Annotated in this window: 25 protein-coding genes; 20 read left to right on the top strand and 5 right to left on the bottom strand. The window is 44.9% G+C overall.

Translation table 11 applies throughout. From position 1 onward, the window contains the following. Positions 1-56: 56 nt before the first annotated feature. The gene (locus tag AB4185_RS14800; protein ID WP_009848140.1) at positions 57-491 is read right to left on the bottom strand and encodes an Hsp20 family protein; all 435 of its coding nucleotides are present in this window, start codon (positions 489-491) and stop codon (positions 57-59) included. Between the two features lie 142 nt (positions 492-633). On the opposite strand from AB4185_RS14800, the gene AB4185_RS14805 reads away from it, so the two are divergent. Then, complete coding sequence (locus AB4185_RS14805; protein WP_267869012.1) at positions 634-756, top strand: hypothetical protein; 123 nt, start codon at positions 634-636, stop codon at positions 754-756. A 239-nt stretch (positions 757-995) separates the two neighbouring features. On the opposite strand, the gene gyrB is transcribed toward AB4185_RS14805, so the two are convergent. From gyrB to dnaA, 4 genes are all read right to left on the bottom strand, one after another. Further along, positions 996-3413, bottom strand: coding sequence for a DNA topoisomerase (ATP-hydrolyzing) subunit B (gene gyrB / locus AB4185_RS14810; RefSeq protein WP_017058811.1), 2418 nt, complete (start codon positions 3411-3413; stop codon positions 996-998). A 17-nt stretch (positions 3414-3430) separates the two neighbouring features. Beyond that, positions 3431-4510: a DNA replication/repair protein RecF gene (gene recF / locus AB4185_RS14815; protein WP_371725269.1), complete on the bottom strand. Its 1080-nt coding sequence runs from the start codon at positions 4508-4510 to the stop codon at positions 3431-3433. A 53-nt stretch (positions 4511-4563) separates the two neighbouring features. After that, a complete protein-coding gene (dnaN, locus tag AB4185_RS14820) occupies positions 4564-5664 on the bottom strand; it encodes a DNA polymerase III subunit beta (protein ID WP_017058809.1) in 1101 nt (366 codons plus the stop codon). Positions 5665-5745: 81 nt separating this feature from the next. Next, positions 5746-7167, bottom strand: coding sequence for a chromosomal replication initiator protein DnaA (gene dnaA / locus AB4185_RS14825; protein WP_017058808.1), 1422 nt, complete (start codon positions 7165-7167; stop codon positions 5746-5748). 311 nt (positions 7168-7478) lie between these two features. Here dnaA and AB4185_RS14830 point away from each other — a divergent pair, with 311 nt between their 5' ends. The 19 genes from AB4185_RS14830 to atpA all read left to right on the top strand — a co-directional run bounded on the left by AB4185_RS14830 (position 7479) and on the right by atpA (position 23336). Continuing rightward, positions 7479-8228, top strand: a complete 750-nt coding sequence (locus AB4185_RS14830) for an amino acid ABC transporter substrate-binding protein (protein ID WP_009848135.1) — start codon at positions 7479-7481, stop codon at positions 8226-8228. Between the two features lie 135 nt (positions 8229-8363). Beyond that, on the top strand, positions 8364-9035 hold the full coding sequence (locus tag AB4185_RS14835; RefSeq protein WP_009848134.1) for an amino acid ABC transporter permease: 672 nt from the start codon (positions 8364-8366) through the stop codon (positions 9033-9035). Further along, positions 9032-9769 carry an amino acid ABC transporter ATP-binding protein gene (locus tag AB4185_RS14840; RefSeq protein WP_017058807.1) on the top strand — a complete coding sequence of 246 codons (738 nt, stop codon included), beginning with the start codon at positions 9032-9034 and terminating at the stop codon, positions 9767-9769. Before AB4185_RS14835 ends, AB4185_RS14840 begins: the two co-directional genes overlap by 4 nt. A gap of 206 nt (positions 9770-9975) precedes the next feature. Beyond that, positions 9976-10110 carry a 50S ribosomal protein L34 gene (gene rpmH / locus AB4185_RS14845; protein WP_004735800.1) on the top strand — a complete coding sequence of 45 codons (135 nt, stop codon included), beginning with the start codon at positions 9976-9978 and terminating at the stop codon, positions 10108-10110. A 45-nt stretch (positions 10111-10155) separates the two neighbouring features. Further along, on the top strand, positions 10156-10479 hold the full coding sequence (gene rnpA, locus AB4185_RS14850; protein ID WP_017055478.1) for a ribonuclease P protein component: 324 nt from the start codon (positions 10156-10158) through the stop codon (positions 10477-10479). After that, on the top strand, positions 10446-10703 hold the full coding sequence (gene yidD, locus AB4185_RS14855) for a membrane protein insertion efficiency factor YidD (RefSeq protein ID WP_004735802.1): 258 nt from the start codon (positions 10446-10448) through the stop codon (positions 10701-10703). Before rnpA ends, yidD begins: the two co-directional genes overlap by 34 nt. Positions 10704-10705: 2 nt before the next feature. Continuing rightward, entirely contained in the window at positions 10706-12328 is a 1623-nt protein-coding gene (yidC, locus tag AB4185_RS14860; protein ID WP_017058806.1) for a membrane protein insertase YidC, read from the top strand. 130 nt (positions 12329-12458) lie between these two features. Then, positions 12459-13820: a tRNA uridine-5-carboxymethylaminomethyl(34) synthesis GTPase MnmE gene (gene mnmE, locus AB4185_RS14865; RefSeq protein ID WP_029235098.1), complete on the top strand. Its 1362-nt coding sequence runs from the start codon at positions 12459-12461 to the stop codon at positions 13818-13820. A gap of 50 nt (positions 13821-13870) precedes the next feature. Further along, complete coding sequence (mioC, locus tag AB4185_RS14870; RefSeq protein ID WP_017058804.1) at positions 13871-14305, top strand: FMN-binding protein MioC; 435 nt, start codon at positions 13871-13873, stop codon at positions 14303-14305. A gap of 482 nt (positions 14306-14787) precedes the next feature. Continuing rightward, positions 14788-16683 (top strand): tRNA uridine-5-carboxymethylaminomethyl(34) synthesis enzyme MnmG, encoded by a 1896-nt coding sequence (gene mnmG / locus AB4185_RS14875; protein ID WP_372106603.1) that lies wholly within the window; start codon positions 14788-14790, stop codon positions 16681-16683. After that, positions 16683-17315 (top strand): 16S rRNA (guanine(527)-N(7))-methyltransferase RsmG, encoded by a 633-nt coding sequence (gene rsmG / locus AB4185_RS14880; protein ID WP_017058801.1) that lies wholly within the window; start codon positions 16683-16685, stop codon positions 17313-17315. The genes mnmG and rsmG overlap by 1 nt, the downstream gene beginning before the upstream one ends. 14 nt (positions 17316-17329) lie before the next feature. Continuing rightward, positions 17330-18103 (top strand): ParA family protein, encoded by a 774-nt coding sequence (locus AB4185_RS14885; protein ID WP_029235097.1) that lies wholly within the window; start codon positions 17330-17332, stop codon positions 18101-18103. A gap of 23 nt (positions 18104-18126) precedes the next feature. Next, positions 18127-19008 (top strand): ParB/RepB/Spo0J family partition protein, encoded by an 882-nt coding sequence (locus AB4185_RS14890; protein WP_372106605.1) that lies wholly within the window; start codon positions 18127-18129, stop codon positions 19006-19008. Positions 19009-19199: 191 nt separating this feature from the next. Further along, positions 19200-19589, top strand: coding sequence for a F0F1 ATP synthase subunit I (locus AB4185_RS14895; RefSeq protein WP_010433210.1), 390 nt, complete (start codon positions 19200-19202; stop codon positions 19587-19589). An 8-nt stretch (positions 19590-19597) separates the two neighbouring features. Beyond that, positions 19598-20395, top strand: a complete 798-nt coding sequence (gene atpB / locus AB4185_RS14900; protein WP_009848124.1) for a F0F1 ATP synthase subunit A — start codon at positions 19598-19600, stop codon at positions 20393-20395. 49 nt (positions 20396-20444) lie between these two features. Beyond that, on the top strand, positions 20445-20702 hold the full coding sequence (atpE, locus tag AB4185_RS14905; protein ID WP_004411110.1) for a F0F1 ATP synthase subunit C: 258 nt from the start codon (positions 20445-20447) through the stop codon (positions 20700-20702). A 59-nt stretch (positions 20703-20761) separates the two neighbouring features. Then, positions 20762-21232, top strand: coding sequence for a F0F1 ATP synthase subunit B (atpF, locus tag AB4185_RS14910; RefSeq protein WP_010433231.1), 471 nt, complete (start codon positions 20762-20764; stop codon positions 21230-21232). Positions 21233-21247: 15 nt separating this feature from the next. Beyond that, positions 21248-21781 carry a F0F1 ATP synthase subunit delta gene (gene atpH, locus AB4185_RS14915; RefSeq protein WP_010433233.1) on the top strand — a complete coding sequence of 178 codons (534 nt, stop codon included), beginning with the start codon at positions 21248-21250 and terminating at the stop codon, positions 21779-21781. A 13-nt stretch (positions 21782-21794) separates the two neighbouring features. After that, positions 21795-23336: a F0F1 ATP synthase subunit alpha gene (atpA, locus tag AB4185_RS14920; protein ID WP_017063023.1), complete on the top strand. Its 1542-nt coding sequence runs from the start codon at positions 21795-21797 to the stop codon at positions 23334-23336. Positions 23337-23349 lie beyond the last annotated feature (13 nt).

Here is a 23349-nt window from a genome sequence, read left to right on the forward strand (position 1 = left end):
GGTGCTCTTTCACTTTTACTTCCCGATATTTTTTAGCTCTAAGGAGCTAACAGTAATTAGCCTTCTAGTAAACTATTACCATTGATAGCAATCTTACGTGGTTGCATCGCTTCTGGGATTTCGCGTTCGAGGTCGATGTGAAGAAGACCATTTTCCATGCTTGCACCTACCACTTTTACGTAGTCAGCCAGTTGGAATTTACGCTCGAAATCGCGCTCTGCGATACCTTGGTATACGAAGGTTTTCTCTGCTTCTGCTTTACGCTCACCTTTCACAATTAGCATGTTCTCTTTCTGAGTCAGATCTAATTGGTCATCAGCAAAACCAGCGACTGCCATAGTAATACGGTAGTTGTTCTCGTCTTTTTGCTCGATGTTGTATGGAGGGTAACCGCCAGAAGAGTTCTTCGATGTATTCGCTTCCATCATGTTGAATAGACGATCGAAGCCGATTGCGTTGCGGTAAAGTGGAGTGAAATCTACAGTTCTCATAATGCTATCCTTTTAGTAAGCAATAGTCTTAGCTGCGAATTTTACTTGGATCTAACCTGTGTGTGACCCAGTAAACAGCTAAGAGATTCAATTCGCATTCCTCGGGTTTCACCTCTATTGGCGACAACGCTGGGACATGGCAATGAATCAATTTTTAAGTTGTGTGCTGCCAAAGTTATCCTCTATTGAGCGATACTTCGTTAGCGGTAATGAAGGTTCTGTTTCTTCTCTTGTAGAGCAAGACAGTCATCCTCTTCACAAATAGATATATGGATTGAGCAAAATAGTTTCAAGGGGTTATTTTCAATTATTTTTGCAACTCAATATTTTTCAATATCTTACAAAGATAAAAAAGCACCATCCAAAGGATAGTGCTTTAAAATGATTTTAGTTTTTTGAGACGAAGCTATTTGGCTTTAGTTCAAGGAAGAGGCGCGGAGCATACGAATGTATGTGAGCACCTCTGACACAGAAATTAAGCCAAAGAGCGAAGTATCAAAGAGACTAAACGTCTAGGTTTGCTACTTTCAGTGCATTCTCTTCGATGAAGTTACGACGAGGTTCAACTTGGTCACCCATTAGCGTCGTAAACAACAAATCAGCACCAACAGCGTCTTCAATTGTTACTTGCATCATACGGCGAGTTTCAGGATCCATCGTGGTTTCCCAAAGTTGATCAGGGTTCATCTCACCTAGACCTTTGTATCGCTGTAGGCTTAGACCACGACGAGACTCTTTCACTAACCAGTTCAGAGCATCAACGAAGCTAGAAACTTCTTGAGTACGCTCACCACGCTTAATGTAAGCGCCTTCTTCAATCAAGCCATCAAGAGCTTCAGAAAGATCCGCTAGCTTACCAAACTCTTTAGAGTTAATAAGATCGATGCTTAGTAGGTGTTCATGAGTCACACCATGAGTACGAACCACAATCTTAGGAACGCTTAAGCCTAGCTCTTCGTGTTTTTCAACTTCAAGGCTGTATTGGCTTGCACCTACTTCTTTCGCGTTTAGCTGTTCAACAAGCTGCTTACCCCAAGCTTCAACTGCCGCGTCATCATGACACTGCTCGGCCGTTAGACGAGGAACGTAAATCAGTTCGTGAACCAATGCGCGTGGGTAACGGCGGCTCATACGATCAACAAGCTTGATGCCTGCATTGTATTGCTGAACAAGCTTCTCTAAACCTTCACCTGCAAATGCTGGCGCTTCAGGGTTTACGTGCAGTTCTGCGTTGTCTAAAGCCAAAGATACTTGATACTGGTTCATCGCATCTTCATCTTTAATGTACTGCTCTTGCTTACCTTTCTTCACTTTGTAAAGTGGCGGTTGAGCAATGTAGATGTAGCCACGTTCAATCAGCTCTGGCATTTGACGGTAGAAGAACGTCAGTAGCAGGGTACGGATGTGAGAACCATCGACATCGGCATCGGTCATGATGATGATGTTGTGGTAACGCAGTTTATCTGGGTTGTATTCGTCACGACCAATACCACAACCAAGAGCGGTGATTAGCGTTGCTACTTCTTGAGAAGACAGCATTTTATCGAAACGTGCTTTCTCTACGTTAAGGATTTTACCTTTCAGCGGTAGGATTGCTTGGTTCTTACGGTTACGCCCCTGCTTAGCTGAACCGCCAGCAGAGTCTCCTTCCACAATATATAGTTCAGACAGTGCAGGATCTTTTTCCTGACAGTCAGCAAGCTTACCAGGAAGACCCGCTAAATCTAATGCGCCTTTACGACGAGTCATTTCACGAGCTTTACGCGCTGCATCACGAGCACGTGCTGCATCAATGATTTTAGAACAAACTGTTTTCGCTTCACCTGGGTTCTCAATAAGGAACTCAGACAACTTCTCACCCATTGTAGATTCAACGGCAGACTTCACTTCTGAAGAAACCAGCTTATCTTTAGTTTGGCTTGAGAACTTAGGATCAGGCACTTTAACAGAAACAATCGCCGTCAGACCTTCACGAGCATCATCACCAGAGGTCGCAGTCTTCGCTTTCTTAGAGAAGCCTTCCTTGTCCATGAAGCTGTTCAGAGTACGCGTTAGCGCCGCACGGAAACCTGCTAAGTGAGCACCACCATCGCGTTGAGGGATGTTGTTGGTGAAACAGTAGATGTTTTCTTGGTAGCCGTCATTCCACTGCATCGCAACTTCAACGGTAATACCGTCTTCGCGCTCAGAGTTAAAGTGGAAGATTTTTTGGATGATTGGCGTTTTGTTAGTATTAAGGTGTTCAACAAACGCTTGGATACCGCCTTCGTATTCGAAGTGATCCATTTTGTCTTCTTCGCGCTCGTCAATTAGCTTAATTGATACACCTGAGTTCAAGAATGATAGCTCACGTAGACGCTTAGCTAAAATGTCGTAATGGAACTCGATGTTAGTGAAGGTTTCTTCACTCGGCCAGAAACGAATCTCTGTACCTGTTTTATCCGTGTCACCGATAACCGCTAGTGGCGCTTGAGGCTCACCGTGGCTGTAGGTTTGAGTGTGGATTTTGCCACCGCGGTGGATAGTAAGAGTAACTTGCTTAGAAAGTGCGTTAACTACTGAAACACCAACACCGTGCAGACCACCAGATACCTTGTACGAGTTATCATCGAACTTACCACCAGCGTGAAGAACCGTCATGATTACTTCGGCTGCAGATACGTTTTCTTCTGGGTGCAATTCTGTTGGAATACCACGGCCGTCATCGCTCACAGACACAGAACTATCTTCATGGATAGTTACAATGATGTCATTACAGTGACCAGCTAGCGCTTCATCAATAGAGTTATCTACCACCTCAAAAACCATGTGGTGCAGACCGGTACCATCATCCGTGTCGCCAATGTACATTCCAGGACGCTTACGTACCGCATCCAGACCCTTCAGTACTTTAATACTCGATGAATCGTAATTATCTGACATAGTTACTCTCTGACTAATTATCCTTGCTCTATTTTGCCATGTTCCACATGAAACATCCTGCTATTTTCGTCATGCATATCTGCAATCTGATCAGCGGTAATAGAGCTTACAAAAACTTGAGCCTGGGTCGCCTTTAAACACTCAGCAAGACGTGCTCGGCGTTGGCTATCTAATTCGGAAGCGAAGTCATCTATCAAATAGATGCACTGCTTACCTGTCATTTGAGTGAGGTGTTGCCCTTGTGCTACTCGTAGCGCGCACACCATCAACTTCAATTGACCTCGTGACAAGACATCTTCCACTGGAGTGCCGTTCACTTTTATCTTCAGATCCGCTTTGTTTGGCCCACCAAAGGTGTAACCAAGCTGCTGATCCCTTTCAAAATTCTTTTCTAATATATCGGCGTACGGGGTGTCTTTGTCCCAGCCACGATAGTAGTTAATCTTTATCTCAAACTCAGGAAGGAAGGTCGCACAGATTTCTTCGGCGACTTCTTTGAGCTGATCAACGTAGGTGGCACGCCACTGACTGATGCTTTCTGCTAAACGGGCCAATTCTTGGTCCCAATAGCTCAGCTCTCGATAGTGGGTTGCCGTTTTCAATAAGGCGTTTCGCTGCTTATTGAGGCGCTTTACCCTGCCCCACGCATCATAAAAGCCCGACTCACTGTGGAAGACTCCCCAATCAATGAATGCTCGGCGATGCTTAGGTCCATCGGTTAGTAAATCAAACCCTTCAGGGTGAATCAACTGCAAAGGTAAGACTTGAGCTAACTGAGCCAACTTTTGCCCAGTTTGACCGCTTATTTTAACCTCTGTCGTGCCATCGCGCTGCTTATTAATGCCAATTGGCAGCTCAAATTGATCCGAGGTCATAAAACGGCCATGTACAAACAGCTCACTACACTCGTTTTGTATGATACGACCGGTAAGTGAACTCTTGAATGAGCGACCATGTCCGAGCAGATACACCGCTTCAAGGACACTGGTTTTGCCGCTTCCGTTAGCCCCTATAAGAAAGTTAAAGCCTGATGACGGTTGAATGTCACAGGCTTCAATATTTCTAAACTGCTTAACGATTAAGCGCGATAAAGGCATAACGTCTTCATATTAATCTTCAATCACGACTCGGTAGGTCAACATAGGGCTGCTTATAAGCGAATTGGCATAACAACGTACATCGCGCTGTCATCTTGTGCGTTCTCGATAAGAGCACTCGCATTGGCGTCTGACATTGAGATGCGAACCTGTTCACAACGCAGTGTGTTCAGAACATCCAATACGTAGCTTACGTTGAAGCCAATCTCTAGCGCGTCACCGTCGAAGTTAACATCGAGTACTTCTTCTGCTTCTTCTTGCTCTGGGTTGTTCGCGGTAATGCGCATCTCGCTATCCGCAAGGTTAACGCGAACACCACGGAATTTTTCATTCGATAGAATCGCAGCACGAGAAAATGCTGAACGTAATTCATCACAGCCAGCTTCAAGTGTCTTGGTGGTATTTTGCGGCATTACGCGGCGATAATCAGGGAAACGACCATCAACCAGCTTAGAAGTGAAGACATAGTTGTTCACTTCAGCTCGCACGTTAGAGTTACCAATTTGCAGTGTTACTGGCTGTTCAGGTGCATCCAATAGCTTCACTAACTCTTGAACACCTTTACGAGGAACAATGATCTGCTTCTGAGCAAAATCCGCACCCAGTTGTGCTTGAGATACTGCCATACGGTGACCATCGGTCGCTACGCTGCGCAGGATAGAGCCTTCAATCTCAAACAACATACCGTTGAGGTAGTAACGAACATCTTGGTTCGCCATTGAGAATTGTGTTTTCTCGATAAGACCGCGAAGTTCAGCTTGTGTCACTGACACTTCAACTTCACTGCTCCAGTCTTCAATATTTGGAAAATCTGCCGCAGGTAATGTTGCTAAAGAGAAGCGGCTACGACCAGAGCGAACCTGAATACGGTCACCATCCAATACCACCGTGATCACTGAGTTATCTGGCAATCCACGGCAGATATCTAGGAATTTACGTGAAGGTACGGTAATGCTACCCGCTTCGAAATCACCTTCAAGCGTTACACGGCTGATCAGTTCAACTTCTAGATCCGTCGCTGTCATCGACAACACGTTATCTTCTACTTTAATCAGTAGGTTTCCTAGAATTGGAAGCGTTGGCCTGCCACCGAGTGCGCCAGATACTTGTTGTAATGGCTTAATCAGGTGACTACGTTCAATGGTAAATTTCATATCTTGCTCTTACGGTCTAAATGGCACTGCGTAATAGTACGTGGCCAAGATTCTGCTTATTAAGGTTAAGAATACTGTGTATTAAGAAGAAAGGGTACGAATCAAGTTCGAATAATCTTCTTTAATGTCGTGGCTCTCTTCACGCAGCTGAGCAATCTTACGACAAGCATGCAGTACCGTCGTGTGGTCACGACCACCGAATGCATCGCCAATCTCAGGCAAGCTATGGTTTGTTAGCTCTTTCGCCAGTGCCATCGCCAATTGACGTGGACGAGCAACAGAACGAGAACGACGCTTAGACAATAGATCAGCGACTTTGATTTTGTAGTACTCGGCTACTGTCTTTTGAATGTTATCAATAGTGACCAGTTTTTCTTGCAGTGCAAGTAGGTCACGCAGTGCTTCACGCACGAAGTCGATCGTGATCGGGCGGCCAGTGAAGTTTGCATTCGCAATAACACGGTTCAATGCGCCTTCCAGTTCACGAACGTTAGAGCGTAGACGCTTGGCAATAAAGAACGCCACTTCATCCGCAAGGTGAATTTGGTGGTCTTCGGCTTTCTTCATCAAGATCGCAACACGTGTCTCAAGCTCTGGTGGCTCAATCGCTACCGTCAAACCCCAGCCGAAACGAGATTTAAGACGATCTTCTACCCCGTTGATCTCTTTTGGATAACGGTCAGACGTTAGGATGATCTGTTGATTGCCTTCAAGCAGCGCGTTAAAGGTATGGAAGAACTCTTCTTGAGAACGCTCTTTATTAGCAAAGAATTGGATGTCATCGATAAGCAATGCATCAACACTACGGTAGTAGCGCTTAAATTCTTCGATCGCGTTGTTTTGCAGAGCCTTTACCATATCCTGAACAAAACGCTCTGAGTGCATGTAAACCACTTTCGCATTCGGCTTATTATCAACAATGGCGTTACCCACCGCATGCAACAAGTGCGTTTTACCTAAACCAGTGCCGCCGTATAGGAACAACGGGTTGTAGGCTGTACCTGGGTTATCAGAAACCTGACGTGCCGCAGCCAAACCGAGTTGGTTCGACTTACCTTCAACAAAGTTATTGAACTTATGTTTTGGGTTCACGTTTGAGCGGTGATTCAAGTCAACCGCGACAGGCTCTTCATCACGCCAGATATTATGGACAGGTTTGCGAGCTTGTAATTGCGCAGGTGCTGATGACTCAGCGGCCACATCAGCTGCAGTGCGAGTCTGAGTTGGTGTCGGTGTCGCAGGCTTTGGTGCAATCACACGCTTGCTTCCCACTTCAAAATGAAGATGTGGGATATCGTTACCGCAATATTCTTGCAGCAGACGGTTAATGCTATTTAGATACTTATCACGAACCCAATCGAGTACGAAACGGTTCGGTGCAAATAGAGTTAGAGTATTGTCATTGAGTTCCGCTTGTAACGGACGAACCCACATACTGAATTCTGTAGCTGGTAACTCTTCTTGAAGCTGTTGCAAACACTGCAACCAAAGCGAAGATGACACGGTGCCCTCACTCTATTTAAAGTAATATGAAATGACCGCTAATTTTACCTGTTGATAAGTCAGATCACCAGCAATTGATCACAGATCCAGTGAATAAGATCCAAGTTATTCACAATAAATTTGTAATTTATCGGTGGATCCACACATCTTGCCCCTAATTTACTCACACAATGATCCACTTATGCCCGGATCCTTGCTAGTTATCCCCAAATCGAGAATTCAATCTGGTTATGGTTAATAACATCTGGTTATTTATTCTAGTGAGCATTTTCCCAGTAACATCCAAACCCATAAATATAAGGAGTTACCAAATGAATAACTGGATTAAGGCTGCAATTGCGGCTATCGCACTCTCTGCTGCTACTGTTCAAGCTGCGACTGAAGTTAAAGTCGGCATGTCTGGTCGCTATTTCCCGTTTACGTTCGTTAAACAAGACCAGCTACAGGGTTTTGAAGTGGATTTATGGGATGAGATCGGTAAGCGTAACGATTACAAGGTTGAATACGTAACGGCAAACTTCTCTGGTCTGTTTGGTCTTCTTGAAACGGGTCGCATCGATACCATTTCAAACCAAATTACAATGACGGATGCACGTAAAGCGAAATACCTATTCGCAGACCCATACGTAGTAGACGGCGCACAAATTACCGTTCGTAAAGGTAATGACAGCATTAAAGGCATCGAAGACCTTGATGGCAAGACGGTTGCGGTAAACCTAGGCTCAAACTTTGAACAACTGCTTCGCAGCTACGACAAAGATGGCAAGATCAATGTAAAAACCTACGATACAGGTATTGAACATGACGTGGCACTGGGTCGTGCCGATGCATTCGTAATGGATCGCCTATCAGCACTAGAGCTTATCAAGAAGACTGGTCTACCATTACAACTAGCAGGTCAGCCATTCGAAACAATTGAAAACGCTTGGCCTTTCGTCGACAACGATAACGGCAAAAAACTGCAAGCAGAAGTAAATGAAGCATTAGCAGCAATGCGCGCAGATGGTACGCTAGAAAGTATCTCTCAGAAATGGTTTGGTGCGGACATTACTCAGAAGTAATTACTCACTTTCTCCATTCAAGGCCCACTGCTTTATACAGCGGTGGGCTTTTTGCTTTTGTGCACTAATTAAAAAACCTGATACAACAGTACTTACATATAGAACAACACTGCCAATAAAAATACGAGATAGATTATGGGATTTGACTTTAATTACATGCTAGAGCTGTTGCCAATACTACTGAAGTATTTAGGCACCACGATGGAGATGGCGACCTGGGGCTTGTTCTTTGCTCTGATCCTGTCTCTGATACTGGCGAATATTCGTGTATTCAAAATCCCAGTGCTCGACCAACTGAGCCAGCTGTACATTAGCTTCTTCCGAGGCACACCACTGTTGGTGCAGCTGTTCCTCCTTTATTACGGCTTACCACAAGTCTTCCCGTGGATGGTTGGGTTGGATGCCTTCAGCGCCGCTGTGATTGGCTTAACCCTGCACTTTGCCGCGTATATGGCAGAAAGTATTCGTGCCGCGATTATCGGTATTGATCGCAGCCAGATGGAAGCCAGCCTTTCGGTCGGTATGACAACCAGCCAAGCGATGCGCCGAGTGATCTTACCGCAAGCAACTCGCGTGGCACTGCCGTCGTTGATGAACTACTTCATCGATATGATCAAGTCGACTTCACTTGCCTTCACCCTAGGTGTCGCCGAAATCATGGCTAAAGCTCAGATGGAGGCTTCTTCAAGTTTCCGCTTCTTCGAGGCTTTCTTAGCAGTCGCACTGATTTACTGGGGCGTGGTGGTTATCCTCACTCGTATTCAAATTTGGGCCGAAGTGAAACTGAATAAGGCGTATGTACGATGATCAAATTACAAAATATCCACAAGCAGTTTGGTGACACCGAAGTTTTGAAAGGGATCGACCTAGAAATCAAACAAGGTGAGATAATTGTCATCATAGGTTCAAGTGGTACGGGTAAATCTACCCTACTGCGTTGTGTGAATTTTCTAGAGCAAGCCGATCAAGGCACGATTTCGATTGATGATATCAAGGTTGATACTCAGAAACACACTAAGGCAGAGGTGCTTGCACTGCGTCGTAAGACCGGTTTTGTGTTCCAAAACTATGCACTGTTCGCTCACCAAACCGCGAGACAGAATATTGCTGAAGGTTTAATTACCGTTCGTGGTTGGAAAAAACAGCAAGCCCATGAAAAAGCACAACAAATACTTGATGATATTGGCTTAGGTGACAAAGGTGATAGCTACCCAGCCGCGCTCTCTGGTGGCCAGCAACAACGGGTGGGTATTGGCCGTGCAATGGCACTACAACCCGAGCTTTTACTGTTTGATGAGCCGACTTCAGCGCTCGATCCTGAGTGGGTTGGCGAAGTGCTTAACCTAATGAAAAAACTGGCAAATCAGCATCAAACCATGCTGGTGGTTACCCATGAAATGCAGTTCGCGAGAGAGGTCGCAGACCGAGTGATCTTCATGGCTGACGGTCATATTATCGAGCAGGGATCTCCACAGGATATTTTTGGTAATCCACAGGATCCTAAATTAAAAAAATTCTTAAATAAGGTTGGGATCGACTAAGGATCCTTGTGATTTTAGTTATTCTACGTATAATCCCCCGACCGGAATTTTAGTTAACCCAATCATTGACACTTTTTGTGACAGTGATTACAATTCCGCCTCTTTGTTGAGAGGCGTCGGTTTTCCTTTCTTATATAAAGAAGAGAAAAAATGCCCACGCCGGGTTTAACAAAAACCTAAAACTACTGATCAGTAAGGTAATTACAATGAAACGCACTTTTCAACCTACAGTTCTAAAGCGTAAGCGTACTCACGGTTTCCGTGCTCGCATGGCTACTAAGAACGGTCGCGCAACAATCAATGCACGTCGTGCAAAAGGCCGTAAGCGTCTTTCTAAGTAATCTTTGATTATTTTGAATAAGCTAGCCTTCGGTCGGGAGTTACGCTTGTTAACTCCCGAACATTATCAAAATGTCTTCAAGCAAGCTCATCGAGCTGGCTCCCCTCATTTCACCATCATTGCCCGAAATAACTCTCTTTCAAATCCTCGTCTTGGATTAGCCGTTCCGAAAAAGCAGATTAAAACCGCCGTGGGTCGTAACCGATTCAAGCGTCTTACTCGTGAAAGCTTTCGTAACACTCAACACAAACTTCCTAACAAAGATTTTGTTGTAATCGCTAAGAAGAGCGCGCAAGATTTAAGCAATGAAGAAATGTTCAAGCTACTCGACAAATTATGGCTTCGCCTGTCTCGCCCTTCGCGTGGATAGCGCTAATACCCATCTATTTTTATAGATGGTTTATTAGTCCACTCATCGGCCCACGCTGCCGATTTACTCCAACCTGCTCTTTATATGCGATAGAAGCGTTGAAAGCTCACGGTTTTGTAAAAGGGTGTTGGTTATCAGGCAAACGTCTATTAAAATGCCATCCTTTGAACGAAGGGGGCTTTGACCCCGTTCCACCAGTCCAAAAACAAGACAGAGATAAATAACGATGGATTCTCAACGTAATATCCTGTTAATCGCATTGGCTTTGGTTTCTTTCCTACTGTTCCAACAATGGAACGTAGCTCAGAATCCAGCACCACAAGCGGTTGAGCAGGCACAATCTGGCAGCACCCTACCAGCGCCATCTTATGCAGATGATCTAGACCCGGCTCCTGGTCAAGTTGCTTCTTCTGCTAAAACTATCACAGTAACAACTGATGTACTGACTCTGTCAATTGATACGGTTGGTGGTGATGTCGTTAAAGCAAACCTAAACGATTACTCTGCTGAGTTCGATTCTGAAGATACGTTTGTTCTTCTTAAAAACGAACCAGGTCACCAATTTATCGCACAAAGCGGTCTAGTGGGTCCTCAAGGTATCGATTTAAGCAGCACAAACCGCCCAAGCTACACAGTTTCAGCAGACAGCTTCACGCTTGCTGATGGTCAGGATGAACTACGCATCCCGATGACTTACCAAGCGAACGGCCTTGATTACACGAAAACATTCATCCTTAAGCGTGGCAGCTACGCAATGGATGTTGAATACGATGTAGTCAACAACTCTGGTAACAACGCGACATTCGGCATGTACGCTCACCTGCGTCAGAACGTAATGGATGACGGCGGTAGCCTAACAATGCCAACTTACCGTGGTGGTGCTTACTCTACGGAAGATACGCGTTACAAAAAATACAGCTTCGACGACATGCAAGATCGCAACCTGTCTCTTAACCTAGCAAACGGTCAAGGTTGGGCAGCGATGATTCAGCACTACTTTGCAAGTGCATGGATCCCACGCGACGAAGCAGGCAGCAACCTTTACACTCGTGTAATTGGTAACCTTGGCGACATCGGTGTTCGCATGCCGAACAAAACCATCGCTACTGGCGACGAAGCAAACTTCAAAGCAACGCTTTGGGTTGGTCCTAAACTTCAAGACCAAATGGCTGCTGTTGCACCTAACCTAGACCTAGTAGTTGACTACGGTTGGTTATGGTTCATTGCTAAACCACTTCATACTCTGCTTTCGTTCATTCAAGGCATCGTTGTGAACTGGGGTCTGGCAATCATCTGTCTAACTTTCATCGTTCGTGGTGCTATGTACCCACTAACGAAAGCTCAGTACACGTCTATGGCGAAAATGCGTATGCTTCAGCCTAAGCTGACTGCAATGCGTGAGCGTATCGGCGACGACCGTCAACGCATGAGCCAAGAAATGATGGAGCTTTACAAGAAAGAGAAAGTAAACCCACTAGGTGGCTGTTTACCTATCCTTCTGCAAATGCCTATCTTCATTTCGCTATACTGGGCACTAATGGAGTCTGTTGAACTGCGTCACTCACCGTTCTTCGGTTGGATTACTGACCTTTCAGCACAAGACCCATACTACATCTTGCCACTTCTGATGGGTGCTTCAATGTTCCTAATCCAGAAGATGAGCCCGACAACTGTAACGGATCCAATGCAGCAGAAGATCATGACCTTTATGCCGGTTATGTTCACATTCTTCTTCCTGTTCTTCCCTTCAGGTCTGGTTCTATACTGGCTAGTATCGAACATCGTAACTCTGATTCAGCAAACGCTTATCTACCGCGCGCTGGAAAAGAAAGGCTTACATTCTAAGTAAGTTCGATAATAGAAAGAAACAAAGAAAGGCGACCAAAAGGTCGCCTTTTTGTTTTTAGCTGATTACAATTCAGCTAATTGATTAATCGTGAGCGCCCCTTTTTGGCTTTCACATGCTAGCAGGCACAACTATGACTACAGATACGATTGTTGCTCAAGCGACTGCACCCGGCCGTGGCGGCGTCGGTATTATTCGCGTTTCAGGCCCACAAGCAGCCCAAGTTGCGCTTGAAGTTACCGGCAAAGTACTGAAACCACGTTACGCTGAGTACACCCCTTTTAAATCTCACGATGGTTTAGAGCTAGACCAAGGCATCGCGCTTTACTTTCCTAACCCGCACTCGTTTACCGGTGAAGACGTTTTAGAGCTGCAAGGCCACGGTGGTCCTGTGGTAATGGATATGCTCATCAAGCGCATCCTCGCTATTCCAGGTCTACGCGCAGCACGCCCAGGTGAGTTCTCGGAGCGTGCCTTCTTGAACGACAAGATGGATTTAACCCAAGCAGAAGCGATTGCTGACCTCATTGATGCCAGTTCAGAAGAAGCGGCGAAATCAGCTCTGCAATCGTTGCAAGGTGAGTTCTCGAAACGCATTAATACGCTGGTGGACTCTCTGATTCACTTACGCATCTATGTTGAAGCCGCTATCGACTTCCCAGAAGAAGAGATTGATTTCCTTGCTGACGGTAAAGTAAGTGCTGACTTACAAGCTATCATCGACAACCTCGAAGCGGTTCGCCAAGAAGCCAATCAAGGTGCCATCATGCGTGAAGGTATGAAGGTGGTGATTGCAGGTCGTCCTAATGCCGGTAAGTCGAGCTTACTGAATGCATTATCGGGTAAAGACTCCGCGATTGTGACTGATATTGCAGGTACAACCCGTGATGTACTTCGTGAACATATCCATATTGATGGTATGCCACTGCACATTATTGATACCGCAGGCCTGCGTGAAGCCTCGGATGAAGTCGAAAAAATCGGTATTGAACGCGCTTGGGAAGAAATTGCTCAAGCCGATCGCGTTTTATTTATGGTCGATGGCACCACTACCGATGCAACCGACCCGAAAGATATCTGGCCAGATTTCGTTGATCGTCTGCCGAATAACATCGGAATGACCGTGATTCGTAACAAAGCCGATCAAACCGGTGAAGATCTCGGGATTTGCCATGTTAATGATCCAACTCTGATTCGACTATCAGCAAAGACGGGACAAGGCGTTGATGCACTACGTAATCACTTAAAAGATTGCATGGGCTTTGCTGGTGGCAATGAAGGTGGCTTCATGGCACGTCGTCGCCACTTAGATGCCCTAGAACGCGCATCTGAGCATCTAGATATTGGCCAGCAACAGCTCGAAGGCTATATGGCAGGGGAAATCTTGGCAGAAGAACTGCGTATAACGCAGCAACACCTTAACGAGATTACTGGTGAATTCAGTTCCGATGACCTACTCGGCCGTATCTTCACCTCTTTCTGTATTGGTAAATAACCTTTAAAGGCCGGCTCATGCTGGCCTTTTTCTTTAGTAAGGACAGCTTAATGATCCACATTATTACAGGCAGCACCTTAGGTGGTGCAGAGTACGTTGGCGATCACCTTAATGATCTTCTTGAAGAGCAAGGCCACGAGATCACCCTTCATAATCAGCCTGAATTCGATGATATTCCCCAACAAGGCTTTTGGTTGCTGGTGACTTCAACTCATGGTGCGGGTGAATTTCCAGATAATATTAAGCCGTTTATCGACGCATTGACCCAGCAATCTCCAGATTTAAGCCCGGTTCGCTTTGCTGTCGTGGCGCTTGGTGATTCGAGTTACGATACCTTCTGTTTGGCGGGAAAATCAGTCCACAGCCAGATGAAAGAGCTCGGTGCTCAGCCTATTTCTGACTGTTTTACCATCGATGTATTGGAAACTCCGGTACCAGAAGACGCAGCAGAAGCTTGGTTCAACGATCATAGCGACCAGTTTTAACCTCTCTCCTCTCTCAAAAAGCGGCTTATGCCGCTTTTTTTGTCTCTGAACATCGTGATTGTGAATAACTTTTTTTCAAAAACATCGAAAATTAGCGATCTATTTTCAATTTCTGCTGTGGATAAGATCATACATATACGGTGATTAACCTATAGTTATCCAAATAACAAGTTTTAGGCTAATTTCCTCCTGTGAATAAGTAGCCATTTTGATCCCAGCTAATCCTCATCCTGATCAAAGTTAGATCACATCATTTGATCCAAAAAAGATCCATGATCTCGTTGATCATTTCCGACTTATCCACAGATACCCTCGATCCTAATAATAGATCTAATAAAAGATCTCCTTAAAGATCTTATCTATATTAATTAAAAACAGCTTTTTCGAAAAATCCCAAAAACGTTTTCTCAGGCTATGAAAACAGGTAGAATATCGCTCCTTTTTATCAATCTAGAAAACGTTTGAATACCTGAGGTCGGTTCATGCTTTATCACGAAAAATTTGACGTCATCGTTGTTGGTGGTGGCCATGCAGGAACGGAAGCCGCACTCGCATCTGCACGTACTGGTCAAAGTACGTTATTACTTACTCATAATATCGATACACTAGGACAAATGTCTTGTAACCCAGCCATTGGCGGGATCGGTAAGGGCCACTTGGTAAAAGAGGTCGATGCAATGGGTGGATTAATGGCGCAAGCTATTGATAATGCAGGTATTCAGTTCAGAACATTGAACGCATCAAAAGGCCCTGCGGTTCGTGCTACTCGTGCACAAGCTGACCGCGCACTGTACAAAGCCTTTGTTCGTAACGTTCTTGAAAACACGCCAAACCTGACTTTGTTCCAACAGTCGGTTGATGACTTGATCGTTGAACAGGATCAAGTGGTAGGTGTGGTAACGCAGATGGGCCTTAAGTTCCGCGCAAGCGCTGTGGTTCTGACTGTGGGCACATTCCTAGGCGGCAAGATCCATATTGGTATGGAAAGTTCTTCAGGTGGCCGTGCTGGTGATCCACCATCGATCGCACTGGCTGACCGTCTTCGTGATCTTCCATTCCGAGTTGATCGCCTGAAAACAGGTACTCCTCCTCGTATCGATGCGCGTAGCGTTGATTTTTCTGAGCTTGAGGTTCAGCACGGTGATAACCCGACGCCTGTTTTCTCGTTCATGGGCAGCCGAGCTCAACAACCTCGTCAAATTCCATGTTACATCACGCATACCAATGAAAATACGCATGACGTAATTCGTGCCAACCTTGATCGCAGCCCTATGTACGCGGGTGTGATTGAAGGCATTGGCCCTCGTTACTGCCCTTCGATTGAAGACAAAGTAATGCGTTTTGCTGACAAGAACAGTCACCAAATTTTTATTGAGCCAGAAGGTCTAACGACTCACGAGCTATACCCGAATGGTATCTCTACCAGTCTGCCGTTTGATGTACAGGTTCAAATTGTTCGTTCGATGAAGGGCTTTGAAAATGCTCATATCGTTCGCCCTGGCTATGCGATTGAGTACGATTTCTTTGATCCTCGCGACCTTAAGCTGACTTACGAAACTAAGTTTATCAAAGGTCTATTCTTTGCGGGTCAAATCAACGGTACCACTGGCTATGAAGAAGCGGCTGCACAAGGCTTGATGGCCGGTCTGAATGCAAGTTTGTTTACTCAAGGCAAAGAAGGCTGGAGTCCACGTCGTGACCAAGCTTACATGGGCGTGCTTATCGACGACCTATCTACCATGGGTACCAAAGAACCTTACCGCATGTTTACGTCTCGCGCGGAATACCGTCTGCTGCTTCGTGAAGACAACGCCGATATCCGCTTGACTGAAAAGTCGCGTGAACTTGGCCTTGTTGATGACGCTCGTTGGGCTCGTTTCAACGAGAAGATGGAAAACATGGAGAAGGAGCGTCAACGTCTGAAAGAGACTTGGATTAATCCAAAATCTGAAGATATTGATCAACTGAACCAAATTCTGAAAACACCAATGTCTCGTGAAGCGAGCGGTGAAGATCTTCTTCGTCGCCCTGAAATGACTTATTCACAGTTAACCGCATTGGATCGTTTTGGTCCTGCACTGGAAGATCAACAAGCGTCTGAGCAAGTTGAGATCCAAGTGAAGTACGATGGTTACATTCAGCGTCAACAAGACGAAATTGAAAAATCACTGCGTCATGAAAACACCAAACTGCCTGCTGATATCGATTACAGCAAGGTAAAAGGACTTTCTAACGAAGTGGTTCTTAAACTAACGACAGCTAAGCCTGACTCAATTGGTATTGCTTCGCGAATTTCAGGTATCACACCTGCAGCAATCTCAATTCTGTTGGTTTACTTGAAAAAACACGGTCTGTTGAAAAAAGGTGAGGAAGCATAATGAGCGCATTACGCGAAAAACTGGATCACCTTATTGGCCAGACTGAACTTGAAGTATCTGAAAAACAACGTGGCCAGTTGGTTGGCTACGTTGAGTTACTGAACAAGTGGAACAAAGCTTATAACCTAACATCAGTTCGTGACCCACAAGAAATGATGGTGAAACATATCTTAGATAGCATCATTGTTAGCACTCACTTACAAGGTAAGCGCTTTATCGATGTGGGTACGGGACCTGGTCTTCCTGGGATTCCGCTCTCAATCATGAATCCAGACTGCGAGTTTTACTTGCTAGACAGCCTAGGTAAGCGTATTCGTTTTATCAAACAGGTGATTCATGAGCTGGGTATCGACAACGTGGTACCGGTTCAAAGTCGCGTTGAAGAATTTCAACCAGAAGAAAAGTTTGATGCAGTGCTCAGTCGTGCATTTGCGTCAATGACAGACATGGTAGAGTGGTGTCACCATTTACCTAAAGAGCAATCCGGTGTATTTTTGGCTCTTAAGGGACAACATCCTAGAGACGAAATCGACCTGTTACCTGAATGGTGTTCAGTGACAGACATTAAAGCTTTGCAAGTGCCAGAGCTTGATGGAGAGCGTCATCTAGTTACTTTATCGCGTCAGGGATAATCAGCGAGGCCATAGTGGGTAGAATCGTAGCAATTGCCAACCAGAAGGGTGGCGTAGGAAAAACAACAACTTGCATTAATTTAGCAGCATCAATGGCGGCAACAAAACGCAAGATATTGGTTGTTGACCTCGATCCTCAAGGTAATGCCACTATGGCGAGCGGTGTCGACAAGTATCAAGTTGAAGCAACAGCTTACGATTTGTTGGTTGAAGACACCCCATTTGATGAGGTGGTTTGCCGGAGTACATCTGGCAATTATGACCTCATCGCCGCGAACGGTGATGTTACTGCGGCAGAAATCAAGCTGATGGAAGTGTTTGCTCGTGAAGTTCGTTTAAAAAATGCACTCGAACCCATTCGCAATAATTATGATTTCATCTTTATTGATTGCCCGCCCTCATTAAACCTTCTTACAATCAACGCGATGGCTGCGGCCGACTCCGTATTGGTTCCTATGCAATGTGAATACTTTGCTTTGGAAGGTTTGACTGCATTGATGGATACCATCAGTAAGCTAGCGGCTGTTGTAAACGAGAACCTGAAGATCGAAGGTCTTCTGCGTACTATGTACGATCCTCGCAACCGCTTATCGAACGAAGTATCTGATCAACTCAAAAAACACTTTGGTAGCAAAGTCTACCGAACTGTGATCCCTAGAAATGTGCGTCTGGCAGAAGCCCCGAGTCACGGCAAGCCAGCAATGTACTACGACAAATATTCCGCAGGAGCTAAGGCTTACCTTGCTCTTGCTGGCGAAATGTTGCGTCGTGAAGAAGTCCCAGTATAGGTCCAACCAAAGGAATTCGCTCAATGTCTAAGCGTGGTTTAGGAAAAGGGCTAGATGCATTGCTTGCAACTAGCTCATTGGCTCGTGAAAAACAGCAAGTTGCTTCTCATAGTCAGGCGTTGTCGGCTGATGGTGAGCTTATTGAACTGGCTGTTGGTTGCTTGAAGCCTGGTGTATATCAACCGCGTAAGGATATTGCGCCTGAAGCGCTAGAAGAGCTGGCAGCATCAATTCAATCTCAAGGCATTATCCAACCGATCGTAGTTCGCCCATTGGCGCACGACCAGTTTGAGATTATTGCTGGTGAACGTCGTTGGAGAGCGGCTCGTCAAGCTGGTCTTAAACAAGTTCCATGCTTGATCAAGAGAGTAGAAGACAAGGCCGCGATTGCGATGGCATTGATCGAGAACATTCAACGTGAAGATCTGAATGTTATCGAAGAATCACAAGCGCTAGAGCGCTTGCAGAACGAGTTTTCACTGACACATCAGCAGGTCGCCGATGTGATTGGTAAATCGAGAGCTACCGTTAGTAACTTATTACGTCTAAATCAGCTCGAAAATGAAGTAAAAGGTTTAGTTTCCAATAAACAACTAGAAATGGGGCATGCTAGAGCACTGCTTGCACTTGAAGGTGTTACCCAGGTTGAGGCAGCGAATACTGCAGCAACCAAAAAAATGACCGTGCGTCAAACTGAGCAACTTGTCAAAAAGTGCTTAAAACCAGACGTTGAAGCTGAATCGAAGCCCGAAGACACTGAGGCCATCGAACTTTCACGAAGACTCACGGAAAAATTGCAAGCAAACGTTTCAGTTACTCGTTCTGTTAGCGGTAAGTCAAAAGTGACAATTACTCTTGATGAGCCTCACAAATTAGAGCAACTTATTGCTAAACTAGAGTACTAGATGAGATAATTGATTTAGGTCAATTATGTAATAAACAAGTAATTTCTTACAAAAGTTGTCGGTTTGTATACAGAAATGTAAATGATTGCTGCATTCTTATTGCAATCAATTTGGCTGAACGTATAATTTTCGCCAATTTCTCAGCACGCTTTTAAGCGAGTGGTAAAGTGGGCTTAAAGAGGAACGAATACATGGTAGCGGCGTTAGCAAGACCAGGACGAGTGCTTGCAAAGCAAATGTTATTGATCGAGCTTAGCGCGGTTATATTAGTGGCGATAGGGTTAGGTTTAGCTGTTAATCCTGATTGGGGTTTTGCTGCATTGGTTGGTGGCGGTATTTTTGTCATCGCGAATGTGGTTTTTTGTGTGTGTGCTTTCCTATTTTGTGGAGCTCGCGCAACTAAGTTAGTTGCGGCGTCGTTCTATGCAGGTGAAGCACTAAAGATCCTTATCACAGTTCTACTATTCTCTATTGTCTACATGTATATGCAGGTGGAATTAATTCCCCTCAAACTGACCTATTTACTGGTTCTAGGTATTAATATCTTTGCGCCAGTGCTTTTCATTAACAATAAAAAATAGGATGAGTTATGGCTGCGCCAACAGCATCCGGATACATTGAACACCATTTACAAAACCTTTCTTTAGCTAAGTTTGGTCTTGTAGAGGAGACAAGTTTCTGGAACGTACATATAGACAGTCTGTTTTTTTCGGTGTTGACAGGGATGTTATTCCTTTGGGTTTTTCGCTCAGTCGCTAAGAAAGCAACAGTAGGTGTACCTGGTAAGCTTCAGTGTTTTGTTGAAATGGTAGTGGAATTCGTTGGCGACAACGTTAAAGAAACTTTCCATGGTCGCAACCCTCTGATTGCCCCACTAGCACTGACTATATTCTGCTGGATTATCATTATGAACTTGATGGACTTAGTGCCTATCGATTTCTTACCATATCCTGCAGAGCATTGGCTAGGTATCCCTTACTTGAAAGTGGTTCCTACAGCTGATGTAAATATAACCATGGCAATGGCTTTGGGTGTTTTTGCTCTGATGATCTACTACAGCATCAAAGTGAAAGGCCTAGGCGGATTTGCTAAAGAATTGGCACTGCATCCATTTAATCACCCAATCATGATCCCATTTAACTTGGTACTTGAGGTAATTTCGTTATTAGCGAAGCCACTATCTCTAGGTATGCGTTTATTTGGTAATATGTTTGCGGGTGAGGTGGTGTTTATTCTTATCGCGGCAATGCTACCGTGGTACTTACAATGGGTAGGTGCACTACCTTGGGCTATCTTCCATATCTTAGTTATATTGATTCAAGCGTTTGTTTTCATGATGTTGACAATCGTTTACTTATCAATGGCTCATGAAGATAGTGATCACTAAAAAATTTTTAAGCTTTATTCTAACTATTAATGTTAATCGGAGAACGTAAATGGAAACTGTACTAAGTTTTTCAGCAATCGCTGTTGCTATTATTGTTGGTCTTTGTGCCGTAGGTACTGCAATTGGTTTTGCTATTCTTGGTGGTAAATTCCTAGAAGGCGCTGCGCGTCAACCTGAAATGGCTCCAATGCTACAAGTTAAGATGTTCATCATCGCTGGTCTACTGGATGCTGTTCCAATGATCGGTATCGTAATCGCACTACTATTCACGTTTGCTAACCCATTTGTTGGTCAACTAGCAGGCTAATTAACTCTTTAATAGTTAATTAAATTTTTGTAGTTGATTCTTAACGAGGGGTAGCTGTTGTGAATATGAACGCAACTCTGCTAGGTCAAGCAATTGCTTTTTCACTGTTTGTTTGGTTCTGCATGAAATATGTATGGCCACCAATCATGCAAGCAATTGAAGAACGTCAGAAAAAAATTGCTGACGGTCTTGTAGCCGCTGAACGCGCTGCTAAAGACTTGAACCTGGCACAAGCCAACGCTTCTGAGCAAATGAAAGAAGCAAAGCGCACTGCAACTGAGGTTATTGATCAGGCAAACAAACGTAAAGCTCAAATTATTGATGAAGCACGCGAAGAAGCTCAGGCAGAACGCCAGAAAATCTTAGCGCAAGCTGAAGCAGAAATTGAAGCAGAGCGTACACGTGCCCGTGATGACCTGCGCAAACAAGTCGCAACTCTGGCTATAGCTGGTGCTGAGAAAATCCTTGAGCGTACAATCGATAAAGATGTACACGATGATCTTCTTAACAACATTACTGCAAAACTTTAAAGCAAGGGGCTGTATATGTCTGATTTGACTACAATCGCACGCCCCTATGCTAAAGCAGCGTTTGACTTTGCGGTAGATAAAGGTGAGCTAGACCAATGGGGTCAAATGCTTACTTTTGCTGCCGAAGTGGCACAAAATGATGATGTTCACAATTTATTAAGCGGTTCTATGACTGCTGAAAAATTAGCTGAAGTATTCATTGTAATTTGTGGCGAACAATTTGATGAATTCGGCCAGAACTTAATTAAAGTGATGGCAGAGAATGGCCGCTTAATGGCTTTTCCTGATGTTTGTAAAGAGTTCTTTATACTCAAAAAAGAGTATGAGAAAGAGATCGACGTTGAAGTTACTTCAGCTGTTGAACTTTCTGAAGAACAACGCACAAGCATTATCAGCAAATTGGAACTGCGCCTTGCGCGCAAAGTTCAGCTGAATTGCAGTATAGATGAGACTCTACTTAGTGGAGTTATTATTCGAGCCGGAGACCTAGTCATCGATAACTCAGCGCGCAGTCGTTTAGACCGCCTGAGCGATGCATTGCAGTCTTAATGGGGATTGGAGCATGCAACTTAATTCCACTGAAATTAGCGATCTAATTAAACAACGTATTGAATCTTTCGACGTTGTTAGTGAAGCTCGCAATGAAGGTACTATCGTTTCTGTAAGCGATGGCATCCTTAGCATCCACGGCCTAGCGGACGTGATGCAAGGTGAAATGATCGAACTACCGGGTGGCCGTTACGCTCTAGCACTGAACTTGAACCGTGATTCGGTTGGTGCTGTTGTAATGGGCCCGTATGCTGACCTACAGGAAGGCATGAAAGTTACAGGTACTGGTCGTATTCTAGAAGTACCAGTAGGTCCTGAAATGCTTGGTCGTGTTGTAAACACGCTAGGTGAGCCAATTGATGGTAAAGGTCCAATCGAAGCTAAATTGACTTCGCCTGTAGAAATTATCGCACCAGGTGTAATCGACCGTAAATCGGTAGATCAACCTGTTCAAACTGGTTACAAGTCTGTTGACTCAATGATCCCTATCGGTCGTGGTCAACGTGAACTAGTAATCGGTGACCGTCAGACTGGTAAAACAGCAATGGCGATCGATGCGATTATTAACCAAAAAGATTCTGGTATTTTCTCTATCTACGTAGCTATCGGCCAAAAAGCGTCGACTATTGCTAACGTAGTTCGCAAACTAGAAGAGCACGGCGCACTAGCAAACACTGTTGTTGTTGTTGCATCGGCTTCTGAATCTGCAGCGCTGCAATACCTTGCACCGTATGCTGGTTGTGCGATGGGCGAATACTTCCGTGATCGCGGTGAAGATGCACTGATTGTTTATGATGATCTATCTAAGCAAGCTGTCGCTTACCGTCAGATCTCACTACTGCTTAAGCGTCCACCAGGTCGTGAAGCGTTCCCTGGTGATGTTTTCTACCTTCACTCTCGTCTACTAGAGCGTGCTGCTCGTGTAAGCGAACACTACGTAGAAGAATTCACTAAAGGCGAAGTGAAAGGCAAGACGGGTTCTTTAACTGCTCTTCCTATCATCGAAACGCAAGCTGGTGACGTATCTGCATTCGTACCGACGAACGTAATCTCGATTACCGATGGTCAGATCTTCCTACAAACTGAGCTATTCAACGCGGGCGTACGTCCAGCTGTTGACCCTGGTATCTCAGTTTCTCGTGTAGGTGGTTCGGCGCAGACTAAAATCATCAAGAAGCTATCTGGCGGTATCCGTACTGCTCTAGCTCAATACCGTGAACTTGCAGCATTTGCTCAGTTCTCTTCGGATCTTGATGAAGCGACTAAGAAGCAGCTAGACCATGGTCAAAAAGTTACAGAACTGATGAAGCAGAAGCAATACGCTCCTATGTCTGTATTTGACCAAGCTCTAGTAATCTTCGCTGCAGAGCGTGGATACCTTCAAGACGTTGAACTTTCTAAAGTTCTAGACTTTGAAGCTGCTTTACTGTCGTTTGCTCGTGGTCAATATGCCGATCTAGCAACACAGATCGACACAACGGGTGCTTTCAATAAAGAAATCGAAGCTGAGCTGAAGAAGCTTGTTGACGATTTCAAGGCAACCCAGACCTGGTAATTGGTAGGTGGTC

It is taken from the genome of Vibrio sp. 10N.286.48.F5 (assembly GCF_041469785.1).
Taxonomy (GTDB): Bacteria; Pseudomonadota; Gammaproteobacteria; order Enterobacterales; family Vibrionaceae; genus Vibrio; species Vibrio crassostreae_C.